The following is a 15332-nucleotide window of genomic DNA, read 5'->3' as shown; positions in this document are numbered from 1 at the left end:
CCGGCAACGAGCCCGTCCCGCGACGGGCTCGTTGCGTTTGCATCGGGTGTATCAGCGAACGCCCGTCACCGGCTTCCGCCCGACGCGACACGACCGGCCGCCTCGTCCGTCCCGCTGCCGGTGCCACTCCCGCCGCCGACCAGTTCCTGATAGCGCACGTACGCGCTCTGCGCGGACGCCTTGGCCGCATACATCGCCGCGTCGGCCTTGACGAGCAGTTCCTCGGCCGACGCGCCGTCGGCCGGAAACTCGCTGACGCCGATGCTCGCGCCGACGGCCACGCGCCGGTCGCCGAATTCCAGTTCCTCGGCCATCACCAGCTGGATGCGCGACGCGACATCGCCGATCACCGCCGGCGAGCGCACGTCCGCAATCAGCACGATGAATTCGTCGCCGCCGAGCCGCGCGACCATGTCGCCGCCGCGCAGCACGAGGCTCAACCGCTTGGCGACCGCGACGAGCGCACGATCGCCGGCCGAGTGCCCGTGCTGGTCGTTGATCTGCTTGAAGCGGTCGAGATCGACGAACATCACGGCCAGCCCTTCGTGCATCGCGGCCGCCCGCCGGATCGCGGCATCGAGATGCTCCATGAACAGCAGGCGGTTCGGCAGCGCGGTCAGCGCATCGTGGCCGGCGAGGTGCGTGAGCTCCAGCTGCTTTGCGCGCAGCATCGCGACCTGCGTGCGAATCTCGACGCGCATGCTGTCGAAACAGCGCGCGAGCACGCCGATCTCGTCGGCGCGCCCGACCGGCAGCTGTTCGGCGGCCGGATCGTCGAACACGTGCGTCGCGGCGCGCGCGAGCGTCTGCAGCGGCCGCGTGATCGCACGCGCGAACAGGATCGCGAGGATCACCGCCATCAGGCTCGACACGAGCACCATCCGGACGATCCGTTCGCCGAGCATGCCGGCCGGCGCCAGCACGTCCGCCAGCGGGCGCCCCATCCCGAGCACGACGAAGCGGTTGCCCTCGTCGTGCCCGAACGGCGTGCGCGCGAACGCGAACATCTGCCCCGGCGCCTCGGCGGGGTCGGCAAGGCCATTGAGGGTAGCGTTTGCGCGTGCGCTGTCGAACAGCGCGCGCGTGACGGCGAAGCGATCCTGCATCAGCACGCGCCGGCCGCGATCGAAGCCGAACGTCTGCGCCGGATCGGGGTGCACGAGGAAATCGCCCCACTCGTTCGCGAGAAATACCGCGTAGTCTTCCGGCAGATCGCGCTCGAGCCGGTCGAACACGCGCGACAGCTCGACGTCGACGACGAGCGCGCCGACCGTGCGGCCCGACGTGTCGACGACCGGTGTGCCCACGCGCAGGATCGGCAGCCCTTCGGCCGCGTGCGACCCCGTCTCGTGGTTGATCACGATCGGCGACAGGTAGATATGACCGGGTGCCGTCGCGAGCGTATCGAATACGTAGGAAAACTGTCCTTTTTCCTGGAACGCGCTGTCCGGCAGCACGACGATGCCGTGCGCATCGCGATCGACGCGAATGCGCTCGAGCCCGAAATCCCCGCGCGCGATCAGGCGGATCTGCAGGTACTCCGGGTGATTTCTCATGAAGCTGTAGAACACCTGCTCGAGCCGCGCGCGTGGCGCGCCATCCCGGTTGTCGCCGCCCGAAACCAGCGCGCTCGACGGCAACTGCGCGAGCACGAGCGCATCGTCCGCGACGTCGGACAGCGCCGTGGTGAAGCGTTGCCCGAGCAGTTGCGTCGACATCAGCAGGCTGTGCTGCGCTTCCTGCACGAGCATCGCGCGGTTCGCGCGATACGTGTAATAGCCGGTCGCGCCGGACGCGATCACGCCGATGCATGCGAACAGCACCGACAGTTTCGACGTGAGCCCGAGCCGGATCATTTTTCGAACCGCTCCGGACGGTCGCCCGACACGATGCGGCTCCACAGCGATTCGCGCCGCGCGATGTCCTCGACGGGCTGGAGCCAGACGAGATGCTGGTGCCCGGTGTCGAGGCCCGGCGGCGGCGCGAGCGTGTTCGCGAGGCCCTGGCGTTCGGTCAGCAGCGCGCCGATCGCCGGTTCGAGCATGTAGTTGATCCATGCGAACGCAAGCTCGGGATGTTGCGCGCCGCGCGTGACGGCCCAGCAGTCGAGCCACGCGAGCGCGCCTTCGTCCGGGATCACGTAGCCGACGTCCGCGCCGGCGCGCCGCAGCAGCTCCACCTGCTGCGTGCCGTAGTTGCCGAACATCAGCGCCGCGCGATGCTGGACGAACAGCGCGGTCGCCTCTTCAGGAAGCGTGTAGTACGTCAGCAGGTTGCGGCGCAGGTCGATCAGCTTGTGCGCGACGGCAAGCGTCTGCGCGGGCGACAGGCGAAACGGATCGGGATAGCCGAGCGCCAGCGCCGTGAACGAAAAATTGTGCTGCGCGCTGTTGAAGTCGAGCACCTTGCCACGGTAGCGCGGATTCCACAGCTCCCGCATCGAGCGCGGCGCGGCCGGCACCTGCTTGCGGTCGTAGATCAGCCCCATCGACGAATACGTAAACGGGATCGCATAGGCGGCGCCCTCTTCCACGAGCCCGTCGATCGTCGCGAGCTGCTGGAAGTTCGGCAACTGCCGCCGCCGGTTCGGGATGCGCGACAGGTCGATCGGCGCGATCAAGCGTTCGTGCGCGTAGCGCTGGATCTCGGCCGTGTTCGCGGCCAGCACGTCGTACGGCGGTGGCGCCGCGCTGTGCATCCGCGCCCACAGTGCTTCGTCGGAGTCGACGAACGTCACTTCGACGCGTACGTGAAATTGCGCCTCGAATGCGCTGACGACGTCGCCGTCCGCATAGCCGGGCCATGCGAGCACGCGCAGCACGTTGTCGTTGACGGTTTCGGGAGAGGCGGCGAACACCGGAAGCGCAGCGGCAAGTAAGCCCGCCGTCAAAATGATGAGCAGCCGGCGCACGGCGATACGTACGCGCGTACGTGCGCCGATTCCCCTGATCAATCGGTCCCCGCGTGAATCGCCCCGTTGCATTCGACTGTCCTTTTTCGAGTCGATGCGATATCCCGCAACAAGACCATAAAAGCTACCGTCGCGCAATTGGAAGAAGCCGTATACGACGCACGCGCGGCATCATCGACGCCGCATGCCGGTGCCGTTACGGCGCCCCGCTTCCGCTGACCGGACCGAAGAACCTCAGCGCCACGCCTGCGTGAATTCCGCGATCACGCGCGACAGGTGTGCACGCATCGCATCGCGTGCAGCGGCCGCGTCGCGCGCCATGATCGCCGCGAAGATCCGCTGGTGATCCTCCTGCGATGCCTCGCGCAGCGCGCTCGAGTGGAAATGCTCCTCGATCTTGTCCCACAGCGGATCGCTGCGCGCGCAGTCCCACATCGCCGTGACCATGTGCAGCAGCACCGTGTTGCCGGTCGATTCCGCGATGCGCAGGTGGAACTGGCGATCGGCCGCGTCGTATGCGGCCTTGTCATCCATCTGCTCGCGCATCGTCGTCAACGAGAAAAACAGCCGGTCGAGATCCGCATCCTTGCGCTCGGTCGCCGCGAGCGCCGCGACCTCCGCCTCGATCAGCCCGCGCGCGCGCAGCGTCTCGATCGGCCCCGGGCCGCGCGGCACCTCGAACGTCACCGGTCGCGCGGCATCAGCCGCCGATATGTAGATGCCCGAACCGATCCGCACCTCGACGATCCCCTGCACCTCGAGCGCGATGATCGCCTCGCGCACCTGCGTGCGGCTCACGCCGAACTGGTCGGCCAGGCTGCGCTCGGACGGCAGCCGCGCACCGGCCTCGAACGCACCGGCGGCCACCATCGCGTGAATCTGCCGCGCAAGGCCGATATAGGAGCGGTCCGCGGCATCGGTATCGCGGCTGGCTGGCTGGCTGGAAAGATCGGTCATCGAAAGGCTCGCAACAGGCTGGCCGGCGCCGTCGCGGCGCCGGATCGCAAAATGGTACACCAATTTCGTCCAGTGTCCGGTTCGGCGTGTTGGCCGGCGTGCCGGGGTGCCTCCCGATGCGCCATGCCGGCCGACTGTGTGTCGACAACTGGTAAACCACTATCCCACACAACTGGCATACCAATCATAATCCGCTCACCGGAAACGGGCCGGCACGCTGCCGCCCGTCCGTCCGATGCATCAACCGCCAGCCAGGAGCCGCTCCAGTGAAGATGTCTTTCCGTTGGTACGGCGAGTCCGATCCGGTCTCGCTGCAATACATCCGCCAGATCCCGGGCGTCACGCATATCGTGTCGGCGATCTACGACGAACCGGTGGGCGAAGTCTGGCCCGCACACAAGATCGACGCGCTGAAGGCGACGATCGAACGCGCCGGCCTGCAGTTCGACGTCGTCGAATCGGTGCCGGTCCACGAGGACATCAAGCTCGGCAAGCCGGGCCGCGACCGCCTGATCGACAACTACCGTCAGACGATTCGCCATCTCGGCGCGGCCGGTGTCCGCGTCATCTGCTACAACTTCATGCCCGTCTTCGACTGGACGCGCACCGAGCTCGCGAAGACGCTCGACGACGGCTCGACCTGCCTCGCATTCAGCACCGACGCAGTCGACCGGATCGATCCGGACGAAGGCATCGCGCTGCCCGGCTGGGATTCGAGCTATCGGCCCGAACAGTTGCGGGCGCTGCTCGCCGAGTATCGCGACGTCGACGAGGCCGCTCTGTGGGCGAACCTCGAATATTTCCTGAAGGCGATCATCCCGGTGGCCGAGGAAGCCGGCGTGAAGATGGCGATCCACCCCGACGATCCGCCGCGCCCGATCTTCGGGCTGCCGCGCATCGTGAAGAACCGCGACGATCTCGCGCGGATCGTGCGCATCGTCGACACGCCCGCAAACGGGCTGACGCTGTGCTCGGGCTCGCTCGGCGCAGGCCCGCAGAACGATGTCGAGGCGCTCGTGCGCGAATTCGGCGCGATGGGCCGCATCCACTTCGCGCACATCCGCAACGTGAAGGTCGACGCGAACGGCGATTTCGAGGAAACCGCCCACCTGTCGAGCTGCGGCTCGCTCGACATCGCCGCGATCGTGAAGGCGTACCACGACACCGGCTTCACCGGCTACGTGCGCCCCGACCACGGCCGCATGATCTGGGGCGAGACGGGCAAGCCCGGCTACGGCCTCTACGACCGCGCGCTCGGCGCGGTCTACCTGAACGGCCTGTGGGAAGCGCTCGCGAAGTTCGACCGCACGCCGTCACACACCACGCGATAACCCGCCCATCGAGGCGGCCGGCGCAGCGGATCGCCGGCCGCCCGTCACGACATTCCGCGAGGAGACACCGCATGCCACGCATCCGATGGGCCATGATCCTGATGTGCTTCCTGGCCAACGTTATCAACTTCATCGACCGCGCGAACCTTGCGATCGCGGCGCCCAGCATCCGCGCCGACCTCGGCCTCGACGCGGTCGGCATGGGGCTCGTGCTGAGCGCGTTCTTCTGGACCTACGCGTTCCTGCAGTTGCCGGCCGGCTGGTTCATCGACAAGGTCGGCGTGCGCGTGAGCCTCGCGCTCGCGGTGGGCTGGTGGTCGGTGTTCACCGTCGCGACGGGCGCCGCGCGCGGCCTCGCGCAGCTCGTCGGCGTGCGGCTGATGCTCGGCGTCGGCGAAGCGGCCGCGATCCCGTCGTTCGCGAAGGTCGCGTTCAACTGGTTCCCGCGCAGCGAACGCGGGCTCGCGAGCAGCATCTTCGACAGCGGCTCGCGCGTCGGCTCCGCGCTGTCGCTGCCGCTCGTCGCCTGGCTGATCTCGATCGTCGGCTGGCGCGGATCGTTCGTGATCACGGGCGGCATCGGCATCGTGTGGGCACTGGCGTGGTGGTTCATCTATCGTGACCCGGAACGCTATCGCGTGATCGCGCCCGATGCCGTCGATGCATTGCTCGCGCAGCGCGGCGCTCAGACCGTTGCGGCCGCAACCGACGGCGCGAGGGTGTCGTGGCTCGACCTGTTCCGCTACCGCACCGTGTGGGGGATGATGATCGGCCTGTTCTGCCTGAACTTCGCGATCTACTTCTTCATCACGTGGTTCCCGAGCTACCTGCTGCAAGCGCGCGGCTTCTCGCTCGCGTCGCTCGGCACGTGGGGCATGCTGCCCGCGCTGCTCGCGATTCCGGGCGGCTGGCTCGGCGGCTATGTGTCGGACAGCCTGTTCCGCCGCGGCTGGAGCGCGACCGCCGCGCGCAAGACCTGCCTCGTGCTCGGGATGCTGCTGTCTTCGTCGATCGCGCTGTCGGCCTTCGTCGAGAACGTCTGGGCGTGCCTTGCGCTGTTCGCGCTCGCGTATGCCAGCCTGTCGTTCGCGGGCGCCAACGTGTGGACGCTCGTCGGCGAAGTCGCGCCGACGCCGGCGCATGTCGCGTCGCTCGGCGGCATCCAGAACTTCGCGGGCAATCTCGCGGGGATCTTCATCACGACGTTCACGGGCGTGATGCTGTCGATCACGAAAGGCTCGTTCGTCGTGCCGCTCGCGGTGGCCGGCGCGTTGTGCGTGGTCGGCGCGCTGTCGTACCTGTTCATCGTCGGCAAGGTCGAGCCGTTGCCGCCGCTGCGTGGCGGTGCGAACCGGCAGAATGTGGAGCCGAACGCGGCCTGACGCAGCGGGAAAGCGCGGCCGACGCGCCTGCGCTTTCTTTTTCGGGCCGCGCATCGGACAATGAGCCGCGCCCGCCGGCGCGGCGCCAGTCCGGCCCGCGCGTGGCGACGGCGCGCGCCACCCTCGCCGATGAAACGCTACGAAACCCTCGCCCACACGATCGCCGACGACATCCGCAACGGCAACCTCGCCGTCGGCACGCGCCTGCCGTCGCTGCGGCAGATCATCGCGCAGCACGGCGTGAGCCAGTCGACGGTGTTTCGCGCGTACTACCTGCTCGAACAGTGGGGGCTGATCCGCGCACGCGAACGCTCGGGCTACTACGTCGCGCCGGGCGCAACGCCGCAGGCGAGCCCGGCTGCCAAGCGCCGCACGGGACGGGCCGGCGCCACGCGCAAGGTCGACATCAGCAGCCTCGTGTTCTCCGTCCTCGACGCGGCCACGCAACCCGGCATCGTGCCGCTCGGCTCCGCATTCCCGTCGCCGCAACTGTTTCCGTTACCGCGTCTCGCGAAATCGCTCGCGCAGGCCACGCGGCTCGTCAGCCCGTGGAGCACGGTCGTCGACCTGCCGCCCGGCAACGAGGCGCTGCGCCAGCAGATCGCACGGCGCTATCTCGCGACGGGCATCTCGCAGCCCATCGACGAGATCGTCGTCACGAACGGCGCGCTCGAAGCGCTGAACCTGTGCCTGATGGCCGTCACGCGGCCCGGCGACGTCGTGGCCGTCGAAGCGCCCGGCTTCTATGCGGCGCTGCAGGCGATCGAACGGCTCGACCTGCGCGCGGTCGAGATTCCGGTCGATCCGCGCACGGGCCTCGATCTCGATGCGCTCGCGAACGCGCTCGACCGGCACGACATTCGCGCGTGCTGGTTCATGACCAATTTCCAGAATCCGACCGGCGTCACGCTGTCCACCGAAAAAAAGCGTGCGCTGGTCGAGTTGCTCGCCGCGCGCGACGTGCCGCTGATCGAGGACGACGTATACGGCGAGCTGCATTTCGGCCCCGACTATCCGCTGCCCGCGCGCGCGTTCGATCGGCATGGACTCGTGATGCACTGCAGTTCGTTCTCGAAGACGCTCGCGCCCGGCTACCGGATCGGCTGGGCCGCCGCCGGCCGGTTCGCGGAGAAGGTTCAGCGGCTCAAGCTGATGACGACGCTGTCGGCCAGCATTCCCGCGCAGGCCGGCATCGCGAACTATCTCGAGCATGGCGGCTACGACCGGCACTTGCGCAAGCTGCGCGGCGCGCTGCACACGCAGCTCGACCGGATGGACGACGCGCTGCGGCGCTGGCTGCCGCCTGGCGTCGAGTGGGTGCGGCCCGAAGGCGGCTATTTTCTGTGGCTCGCGTTTCCCGACGCGATCGACGCGATGGAACTGCATCGCCAGGCGATCGCGCGCGGGATCAGCTTCGCGCCGGGCCCGCTGTTTTCGGCCGCGCACGGCTTCGAGCGTTGCGTGCGCGTGAACTTCGGCCATCCGTGGAGCCGCGACATCGAGCGCGCGATCCGCGTGCTCGGCGAGCTGGTCGCGCAGCCGTCGGTCCGCAAGGGCGGTTGAATCGCACACGATGCACGCGGCGGGCCACCTGCGTCATGGCCGCCATGCATGCAATCCGCGCGCAGGTTACAGTGCTGATCCCACCGCCCCTTCATGATGTTCCATGAGTCAACTGCCCTACCTCGATCACGACGCGCTGTTGAAACTGACGGCCGAAGCGGCACACGTCACGCAGCCGTGCACCTGCACGAAAACGCCGCTCGCCGGATGGACGACCCTGCCGCTGTCGCTGCAGGACGCGCAACTGACCGAAGTCGCCACGCTCGCGCCGCCGGATGAAACGGAGCCGACCTACGCCGAATATCATCCGGGCGGCACGCGCTACGCGTCGGACGATGCGCCGATCGCGCTGCGCCATTTCCCGTACAACCGCTGCACCGTCAGCCGCTGCCGCGCGTGCCGCCGCCTGTTCCTGCGCTACCAGGAAGGCGGCGGCTACTTCATCGACCAGCGCATCCGCGCGCTCGATCCGGCGCTCGTCGTCGACGCCGACGCGTAAACACCCGTCACGGGCATGCACGCATGCCCGGTCCGCGCCGACCCGCACCGACGTCTCGCCGGCCATCTGCTGCGCCCTTTTCGTCCCGATCTGCTGCTTGTCCCGCCGCCCCGCGTTCCCTACGCTGTCTCCGGTTGCCTGACACCCGTCGCAACGCCCCCCTGAGCCGCGCGCATCGCGCCGTGGCTCTCCTCGCGTATCACGTCATGTATCGATATACCGTTTTCGACCGGGCGCTCGTGCACAGCCGCGCCGCCCAGTTTCGCGACCAGCTCGAGCGCTGGCAGCACGGCACGCTGAGCGAAGACGCGTTCCGGCCGCTGCGCCTGCAGAACGGCTGGTATGTGCAGCGTCACGCGCCGATGCTGCGCGTCGCCGTCCCGTACGGCGAACTGTCGAGCGCGCAGTTGCGCGTGCTCGCGCGGATCGCGCGCGACTACGACGTGCCCGACGACGCCACCTACCGCGCCGCATGCGACGCGCAGGCGTTGCTCGGCACGCTGCGCCTGCCGACCCGCAGCGCGCACTTCACGACGCGCACCAACGTGCAGTTCAACTGGATTCCGCTCGCGAAGGCCGCCGACGTGATGGACCTGCTCGCGACCGTCGACATGCACGGCATCCAGACGAGCGGCAACTGCATCCGCAACATCTCGTGCGACGAGCGCGCCGGCGTCGCGCCGGACGAGATCGCCGATCCGCGCCCGTTCGCCGAAGTGATGCGCCAGTGGACGACACTGCACCCTGAATTCGCGTTCCTGCCGCGCAAGTTCAAGATCGCGATCACCGGGTCGGCCGAAGATCGTGCCGCGACCGACTGGCACGACGTCGGACTCAAGCTCGTGCGCGACGACGCGGGCGCTCTCGGCTTTCGCGTGAGCGTCGGCGGCGGGATGGGCCGTACGCCGACGATCGCGACGCTGCTGCGCGCGTTCCTGCCCTGGCAGCACGTGATGAACTACATCGAGGCGATCGTCCGCGTGTACAACCGCTACGGACGGCGCGACAACAAGTACAAGGCGCGAATCAAGATCCTAGTGAAGACCGAGGGGCAGCGCTACATCGACGACGTCGAGGAGGAGTTCCGCCAGATCGTCGATCACGACGGCGGGCTGCATACGATTGCCCAGGTCGAGTTCGACCGCATCGCCGCTTCGTTCGTCCCGCCGAGGCTCAAGCCGCGCACGGCCGGCCTGCGCGACGCGAACCTGCGCGTGTCCGCCCAGGCCGCACGCCATCCGGCCTTCGCGCGCTGGCTCGCACGCAATGTCGCCGACCACCGCGACCCGGCGCTGCGCATCGTCACGCTGTCGTTCAAGCGCCGTCTGCAGGCACCAGGCGACGCGTCGCCGGACCAGCTCGACGCGCTCGCCGATCTCGCCGACCGTTTCTCGGCCGGCGAGGCGCGCGTCACACACACGCAGAACGTCGTGCTGCCGTGGGTGCATGTCGACGACCTGTTCCTGCTGTGGGAAAACGCCCGCGCGATCGGGCTCGCCAGCGCGAACGTCGGACTCCTGACGGACATGATCGCGTGCCCGGGCGGTGACTTCTGCGCGCTGGCGAACGCACGCTCGATCCCGATCGCCGACGCGATCACCGAGCGCTTCCAGGATCTCGACATGCTGCACGACGTCGGCGACATCGACCTGCACATCAGCGGCTGCATCAATTCATGCGGCCATCATCACAGCGGCCACCTCGGCATCCTCGGCGTCGACAAGGACGGCGCCGAGTGGTACCAGGTCACGCTCGGCGGCTCGGACGGCTCGACCGCGAGCGGCCCCGCACGGCCGGGCAAGGTGATCGGTCCGTCGTTTTCGGCGGACGAGATCGTCGATGTCGTCGACGCGATCGTCAACGCCTACCTCGACGCGCGGATTGACGACGACGGCCGCAGCGAACGATTCATCGACACCGTACGCCGCATCGGCATGGAACCCTTCAAGGCCGCCGCGAACGACGCGCGCCATCAGGTGGAGCACGCATGAAGCAGGAACACCCGAACGCACGCATCCGGCTGCTGACGCCGGACGAACACGCCGCCGACACGCCATCGCACGACGCCGCGACGCTGACGATCGGCAACGACGAGGAACTGCCGCCGCTTGCCGCGCAAATCGCGCAGGCCGCGCGCATCGACCTGCAGTTTCCGTCGTTCACCGATGGTCGCGCGTACAGCCAGGCGTACCTGCTGCGCAAGCGCTACGGCTTCGCCGGCGACCTGCGCGCGACCGGCGACGTGCTGGTCGACCAGTTGCTGTTGATGGAGCGCACGGGGTTTTCGAGCGCGGTGCTCGGCGACGGCACGGACATCACGGCCGCGCGGCGGCAGCTCGACCGGTTCCCGGGCTTCTATCAGCGCGATGCGAGAGAGGCGATGCCGCAGCAGAACGCGGCAACGCAAGCCGGAAAATGAAACGGGCGGCACGCTGGCCGCCCGTACGATGAACCGGAAAGGTCCGGCCGTCCCCCGCCGCGAAGCGGGCGCCGGCGTTCAGCGCGCCGCCACCGGCTTGCCGAACGCGCCGAGAATCTTCTTCTCGAGCGCGATGTAGTCACGGCCGAAGTGGTGATCGCCCTGCGTCTTGATCACGTCGGCGCCCGTGTTCACGAGTGCCGGACACATCGTGTCCTTCTCTTCCGCGCCATAGAAGCACTGCACGAGCTGCGGCGGCACCTTCGCGAGTTCCGGCGCAACCTTCAGCGCCTTGTCGCTCGCCGGCATGCCGAGCCAGCCCGTCACGCGGATCTGGAAATCGGCGGCCGGCGCGAAGCCGAGCAGCGACATCACCGCGACCTTGTCGCGCAGGTCGGCCGGCAGCCGGTTGTACGCGAACGGCATCACGTCGGCACCGAACGAGTAGCCGACCAGCGCCACGCGATTCGCATGCCAGCGCGCCATGTAGGTGCGCATCACGCGCGCGAGATCGCGGCTCACCTGCGCCGGCGGCTTCTCGCTCCAGAAATAGCGCAGGCTGTCGATGCCGACCACCGACACGCCGTCGCGCTGCAGCGCCTCGGCGATCGTCTTGTCGAGATCGCGCCAGCCGCCGTCGCCCGAGATCACGATCGCGAGCTGGCCGTTGCCACCCTTGGCCGGCAGCTCGACGAGCGGCAGATCCGACACGTCGAGTTCGTCGCCGCTGGTGGTATCGCGCAGGTGCGCCGTGACGAGCGATACGAGCTTCGTGTTGTCGCCCGCGGCTGCCGTTTCGACGAAACCCGGCATCGCGCGGCGCACGATCGTCGGGTCGGGCGGGCACGGCTTGAAGCGCGGATCGAGCTTCGCGGCCGGGTCGACCGATACGACGCCCGCGATCGTGTTCTCCGGCGCCATCGACAGGATCTGCTTCGCGATCGCACCGCCCTGGCCCACACCCGCGACGATCGGCGTGAAATAACGCGACGACTGCGCGAGACGTTCGAGCTGGTGGCTGACCGCTTCGGCGTCGCCGTCGAGGTGGTGGCAAGTCTCCTGCTTCGCGGCGAGATTCGTCGCATAGCGCTCCGAATCGACGCCGACCGTCATCGCACCGGCCTTCGCGAGCGCATCGGCGGCCTGCTGGTCGGCCGCATTCCAGCCGGCCTCGCGCGAGAACAGCACGACGAACCCGCGCAGCGGCCCGCTGGGTTTGGTCACGGTGACGGGCCCGTAGCGGCCGCCCGATACGGTTTCCGCCTTCATTGCGGCCGGCTGCGTGGCGCACGCGGCGCCGGCCAGCATCATTCCCGCGCAGGCGGCTGCCGCCCGCGCGATTCCCTTCTTCAAACTCATGAGCGCCGACCTCCAGCCAGCAATGACAGATCCGCAAGCGTGACGAACACGCCGACCGAGCCCGAGGCCGCGAGATAACGCGGCTCCCAGTGCGGTTCGAACTTGCTCTTGAAAGCGCGCAAGCCGCGGAAGTTGTAGAAGCGGCCGCCGAAGCGCCAGACCATCAGGCCGAGCCGGTGCCACGGCGACGGCATCTTCGCCGCCCCCATCCCCGAGAACGGCGCGATGCCCAGGCTCAGCTTGCGGAAACCCGCTTCCTTCAGATGCAGCGCGAGCTGCGTGAACAGATACTCCATCGCGTACGGCGACGCGTCCGGCAGATGGCGCATCACGCCGACCGTCGCCTCGGTGTTGAGGTCGGTCGTCATGAACGTGACGAACGCGATCGGCTTGTCGGCCTGCCGCACGAGCATCACCGACTGCGTCGCGAGATAACCGTCGTGGAACGCGGCCACCGAAAAGCTCTTCTCGCGTGCATCGCGGCTGTCGAGCCAGCCGTCGGAGATGTCGCGCAGCGCCGGCAGCGCGGCCGGCACGTCGTCCGGCGCGATCACCTCGACCGTCAGCGCATCCTTGTCGCCGCGGCGCAGCGCGTAGCGCAGGTGCGACCGGTTCGAGCCCTTCAGGTCGAACCGGTCGAGTGCGATATGCGCTTCCTCGCCGAGCTTCATCAGCGTGAGGCCTGCGTCGAGATACAGCGGCAGCGCGTTCGCGCGCACCTGGTAGAACGCCGCGCGACCGCTGTGCGCATGCGCGAGCGCGATGAACTTGCTGATCAGCGCCGGCCATTCCTCGCGCGGCCCGACCGGGTCGTGCAGCGCAGCCCACGTGCGGCCGTTCTTGGCATACATCAGGAAGGCCTGGCGCGATTCCGAAAACAGGAACGACTTGTCGCCCATCAGCGCGAGGCCCGCATCGCTGCATTCCTGCGCGCGGATGATCCGTTCGGCGTCGAACAGGTCCTGCGGCACGGGCTTCACGAACCGGCCGGGCGCCGGGCGCAGCAATTGCCACAGCGCGAACAGCGCAACGAACACGCCGGATGCAAGCGTCGCGCGCAGCGCACGCGGCGCACGCGCGTCGAACGAAAAATGCGACCACAGCTCGCGCGTGTACGGCACGTCGCGGAACGCGAAAAACAGCACCCACACGGCCAGCATCAGCACCATCGTCACCGACACGAACCAGCTCACCGTGAAGCGCTCGGCGAGCAGCGACGAATGGCGGTTGAAGCGGCGACGGCTGACGAGCAGCAGCACCAGCAGCGTGCCGAGCACGCCGGCCTCGACGAACGCGAGGCCTTTCGCCAGCGACAGCGCGAGGCTTGCGAGCGTCAGCGCGAAGGTCATCCACCAGGCGCCGTCGAGGCGGCGCAGCAGCCCGCGCGCGACGAACAGCAGCGCGACGCCGAGCACGCTGCAGATCACCTGCGAGCCTTCGAGCACCCACAGCGGCACGAGGTGACGCAGGATCGCGATCCGGTGCCAGAACGCGGGCGTCGCGCTCGAGATCACCAGCATCCCGCCGACCGCGAACGTCACGAGGCTCAGGAACACCGGCGCGAGTTGCGACACGCGCACGGCCTGCCGCGTCACGAGCCGGCGCCGCAGCGCGCGGCCCTCGAAACCGGCCAGCAGGCCGGCCGACAGCACGAGCGGCACGCCGAAATAGATGGCGCGATACGCGATCAGCGCGGCGACCATCGCGTGCGCGGGCACTTCGCGACCGAGCGTGAAGACCATCGCGGCTTCGAACACGCCGATCCCGCCCGGCGTATGACCGATCATCCCGAGCAGCAGCGCGGCTGCGTATACCGTGATGAAGGTCGGGAAGCCGACCGGCGCGGCCGGCAGCAGCACCCACAGCGTCAGGCCAGCCGCGACGACGTCGAACACCGCATAGACGACCTGCGCGACGAGATCCCGCCGTGCCGGCACGTCGAACGACAGCCACTTGAAGCGCGTGACGACCGGGCGCGCCGTGTTGCCGCACATCACGACCATCGCGGCCAGCACCACGAGCAGCGCCGCGCCGGCCCACGTCAGCACGCCGGGCGCGACGTGCAGCATCGCGGCGAGTGCCTCCGGCACGCAGACCATGCCGACCGCCGTCATCAACACCATGGCGAGCGCCAGCGTGCCGCTCGTGAACACCGTCATCCGGCCGATCTGCGCGGGCGTGACGCCCGACACGCCGTACACGCGTGCGCGGACCGCGCCGCCCGTCAATGCGCCGAAGCCGGTCGCGTTACCGAGCGCGGAGCCGGCGATCGCGCCGATCCACAACGCGACACGCGGCACCTTCGCGGCGACGTAGCGCAGGCCGACCGCGTCGCGGGCGACGAGTGCGAGGTAACTGAGGGCCGTCGCGGCCAGCGACGCGCCCCACTCGCCGGCGGACATGTGACGCAACTGGCGGATCACCGACCGGTAGTCGACGGATTCCGACAGGTGCTGGAAAACCACGATCAGCAGCAGGCCGATGCCGAGCGCAAGCAGCGGCGACAGCACACGCTCATGGCGGATCAGCGCCCGGACACGGGCGATCACCGCCGCGGCGCGGCCGGGCGAACCAGAGTGGCGGGAAGACATAGATTGTTCAGTGGTGGTGCATAGCGTGTCGCGGCGCAAGGAGGCCAGGCGGCGACGAATCTGGTTGTTCTGCGTGGGCGGTCGGCCGGAAGAAATGGCAAGGAGCGCCTGAATCAGAACTTACAAGTATACGGGTCTTATATTACAAAATCTTTCACGCGCTCGTTGTGCGGATTTGTAGCGCCGCGTGTATCAATGTCGTATCAAAATCGACGACCGATCACGCGCGAGGTGCGCATCATACCGGGAACCGACGGGGATTTTTCATCGGATGAATGACTTGTGATGCATTTGGGAGAAAACTGCCCGAACGGTGCGCC

At 68.2% G+C, this 15332-nt stretch carries 11 protein-coding genes; 6 read left to right on the top strand and 5 right to left on the bottom strand.

All coding sequences use genetic code 11. The annotated features are described in order from the left end of the window. Positions 1-65 precede the first annotated feature (65 nt). The 3 genes from ACPTTF_RS23630 to ACPTTF_RS23620 form a co-directional block, all read right to left on the bottom strand. Entirely contained in the window at positions 66-1856 is a 1791-nt protein-coding gene (locus ACPTTF_RS23630; RefSeq protein ID WP_423368440.1) for a diguanylate cyclase domain-containing protein, read from the bottom strand. Further along, positions 1853-2983: an extracellular solute-binding protein gene (locus ACPTTF_RS23625; RefSeq protein WP_166952036.1), complete on the bottom strand. Its 1131-nt coding sequence runs from the start codon at positions 2981-2983 to the stop codon at positions 1853-1855. The genes ACPTTF_RS23630 and ACPTTF_RS23625 overlap by 4 nt, the downstream gene beginning before the upstream one ends. 162 nt (positions 2984-3145) lie before the next feature. Further along, positions 3146-3868, bottom strand: a complete 723-nt coding sequence (locus tag ACPTTF_RS23620; protein WP_166952031.1) for a FadR/GntR family transcriptional regulator — start codon at positions 3866-3868, stop codon at positions 3146-3148. Positions 3869-4134: 266 nt separating this feature from the next. Between ACPTTF_RS23620 and uxuA the strand changes: the two genes are divergently transcribed. From uxuA to ACPTTF_RS23590, 6 genes are all read left to right on the top strand, one after another. Next, positions 4135-5199: a mannonate dehydratase gene (gene uxuA, locus ACPTTF_RS23615; protein ID WP_423368439.1), complete on the top strand. Its 1065-nt coding sequence runs from the start codon at positions 4135-4137 to the stop codon at positions 5197-5199. 71 nt (positions 5200-5270) lie between these two features. Then, on the top strand, positions 5271-6581 hold the full coding sequence (locus ACPTTF_RS23610) for an MFS transporter (RefSeq protein WP_423368438.1): 1311 nt from the start codon (positions 5271-5273) through the stop codon (positions 6579-6581). Between the two features lie 129 nt (positions 6582-6710). After that, positions 6711-8144 (top strand): PLP-dependent aminotransferase family protein, encoded by a 1434-nt coding sequence (locus tag ACPTTF_RS23605; protein ID WP_423368437.1) that lies wholly within the window; start codon positions 6711-6713, stop codon positions 8142-8144. 103 nt (positions 8145-8247) lie between these two features. Beyond that, positions 8248-8643, top strand: a complete 396-nt coding sequence (locus tag ACPTTF_RS23600) for a hypothetical protein (RefSeq protein ID WP_423368436.1) — start codon at positions 8248-8250, stop codon at positions 8641-8643. Positions 8644-8849: 206 nt separating this feature from the next. Continuing rightward, positions 8850-10634, top strand: a complete 1785-nt coding sequence (locus ACPTTF_RS23595) for a nitrite/sulfite reductase (protein WP_423368435.1) — start codon at positions 8850-8852, stop codon at positions 10632-10634. Further along, positions 10631-11062: a DUF934 domain-containing protein gene (locus tag ACPTTF_RS23590; RefSeq protein WP_423368434.1), complete on the top strand. Its 432-nt coding sequence runs from the start codon at positions 10631-10633 to the stop codon at positions 11060-11062. Before ACPTTF_RS23595 ends, ACPTTF_RS23590 begins: the two co-directional genes overlap by 4 nt. A 78-nt stretch (positions 11063-11140) precedes the next feature. On the opposite strand, the gene ACPTTF_RS23585 is transcribed toward ACPTTF_RS23590, so the two are convergent. Together ACPTTF_RS23585 and mprF are read right to left on the bottom strand one after the other, a co-directional pair. Further along, positions 11141-12421 carry a virulence factor family protein gene (locus ACPTTF_RS23585; protein WP_423368433.1) on the bottom strand — a complete coding sequence of 427 codons (1281 nt, stop codon included), beginning with the start codon at positions 12419-12421 and terminating at the stop codon, positions 11141-11143. Next, positions 12418-15012 (bottom strand): bifunctional lysylphosphatidylglycerol flippase/synthetase MprF, encoded by a 2595-nt coding sequence (gene mprF / locus ACPTTF_RS23580; protein WP_423368432.1) that lies wholly within the window; start codon positions 15010-15012, stop codon positions 12418-12420. The genes ACPTTF_RS23585 and mprF overlap by 4 nt, the downstream gene beginning before the upstream one ends. Between the last annotated feature and the right edge of the window lie 320 nt (positions 15013-15332).

This window comes from Burkholderia crassaminum, from assembly GCF_964265005.1.
Lineage (GTDB): Bacteria > Pseudomonadota > Gammaproteobacteria > Burkholderiales > Burkholderiaceae > Burkholderia.
The sequence above is the reverse complement of the archived record's forward strand: the minus strand, read 5'-3'. Positions and strand labels throughout refer to the sequence as shown.

Excerpts from the sequence above, each read along its gene's own strand:
- ACPTTF_RS23630 (WP_423368440.1), bottom strand. The coding sequence starts at position 1,856 with ATGATCCGGCTCGGGCTCACGTCGAAACTGTCGGTGCTGTTCGCATGC.
- ACPTTF_RS23625 (WP_166952036.1), bottom strand. The coding sequence starts at position 2,983 with ATGCAACGGGGCGATTCACGCGGGGACCGATTGATCAGGGGAATCGGC.
- ACPTTF_RS23620 (WP_166952031.1), bottom strand. The coding sequence starts at position 3,868 with ATGACCGATCTTTCCAGCCAGCCAGCCAGCCGCGATACCGATGCCGCG.
- ACPTTF_RS23610 (WP_423368438.1), top strand. The coding sequence starts at position 5,271 with ATGCCACGCATCCGATGGGCCATGATCCTGATGTGCTTCCTGGCCAAC.
- ACPTTF_RS23605 (WP_423368437.1), top strand. The coding sequence starts at position 6,711 with ATGAAACGCTACGAAACCCTCGCCCACACGATCGCCGACGACATCCGC.
- ACPTTF_RS23600 (WP_423368436.1), top strand. The coding sequence starts at position 8,248 with ATGAGTCAACTGCCCTACCTCGATCACGACGCGCTGTTGAAACTGACG.
- ACPTTF_RS23595 (WP_423368435.1), top strand. The coding sequence starts at position 8,850 with ATGTATCGATATACCGTTTTCGACCGGGCGCTCGTGCACAGCCGCGCC.
- ACPTTF_RS23590 (WP_423368434.1), top strand. The coding sequence starts at position 10,631 with ATGAAGCAGGAACACCCGAACGCACGCATCCGGCTGCTGACGCCGGAC.
- ACPTTF_RS23585 (WP_423368433.1), bottom strand. The coding sequence starts at position 12,421 with ATGAGTTTGAAGAAGGGAATCGCGCGGGCGGCAGCCGCCTGCGCGGGA.
- mprF (WP_423368432.1), bottom strand. The coding sequence starts at position 15,012 with ATGTCTTCCCGCCACTCTGGTTCGCCCGGCCGCGCCGCGGCGGTGATC.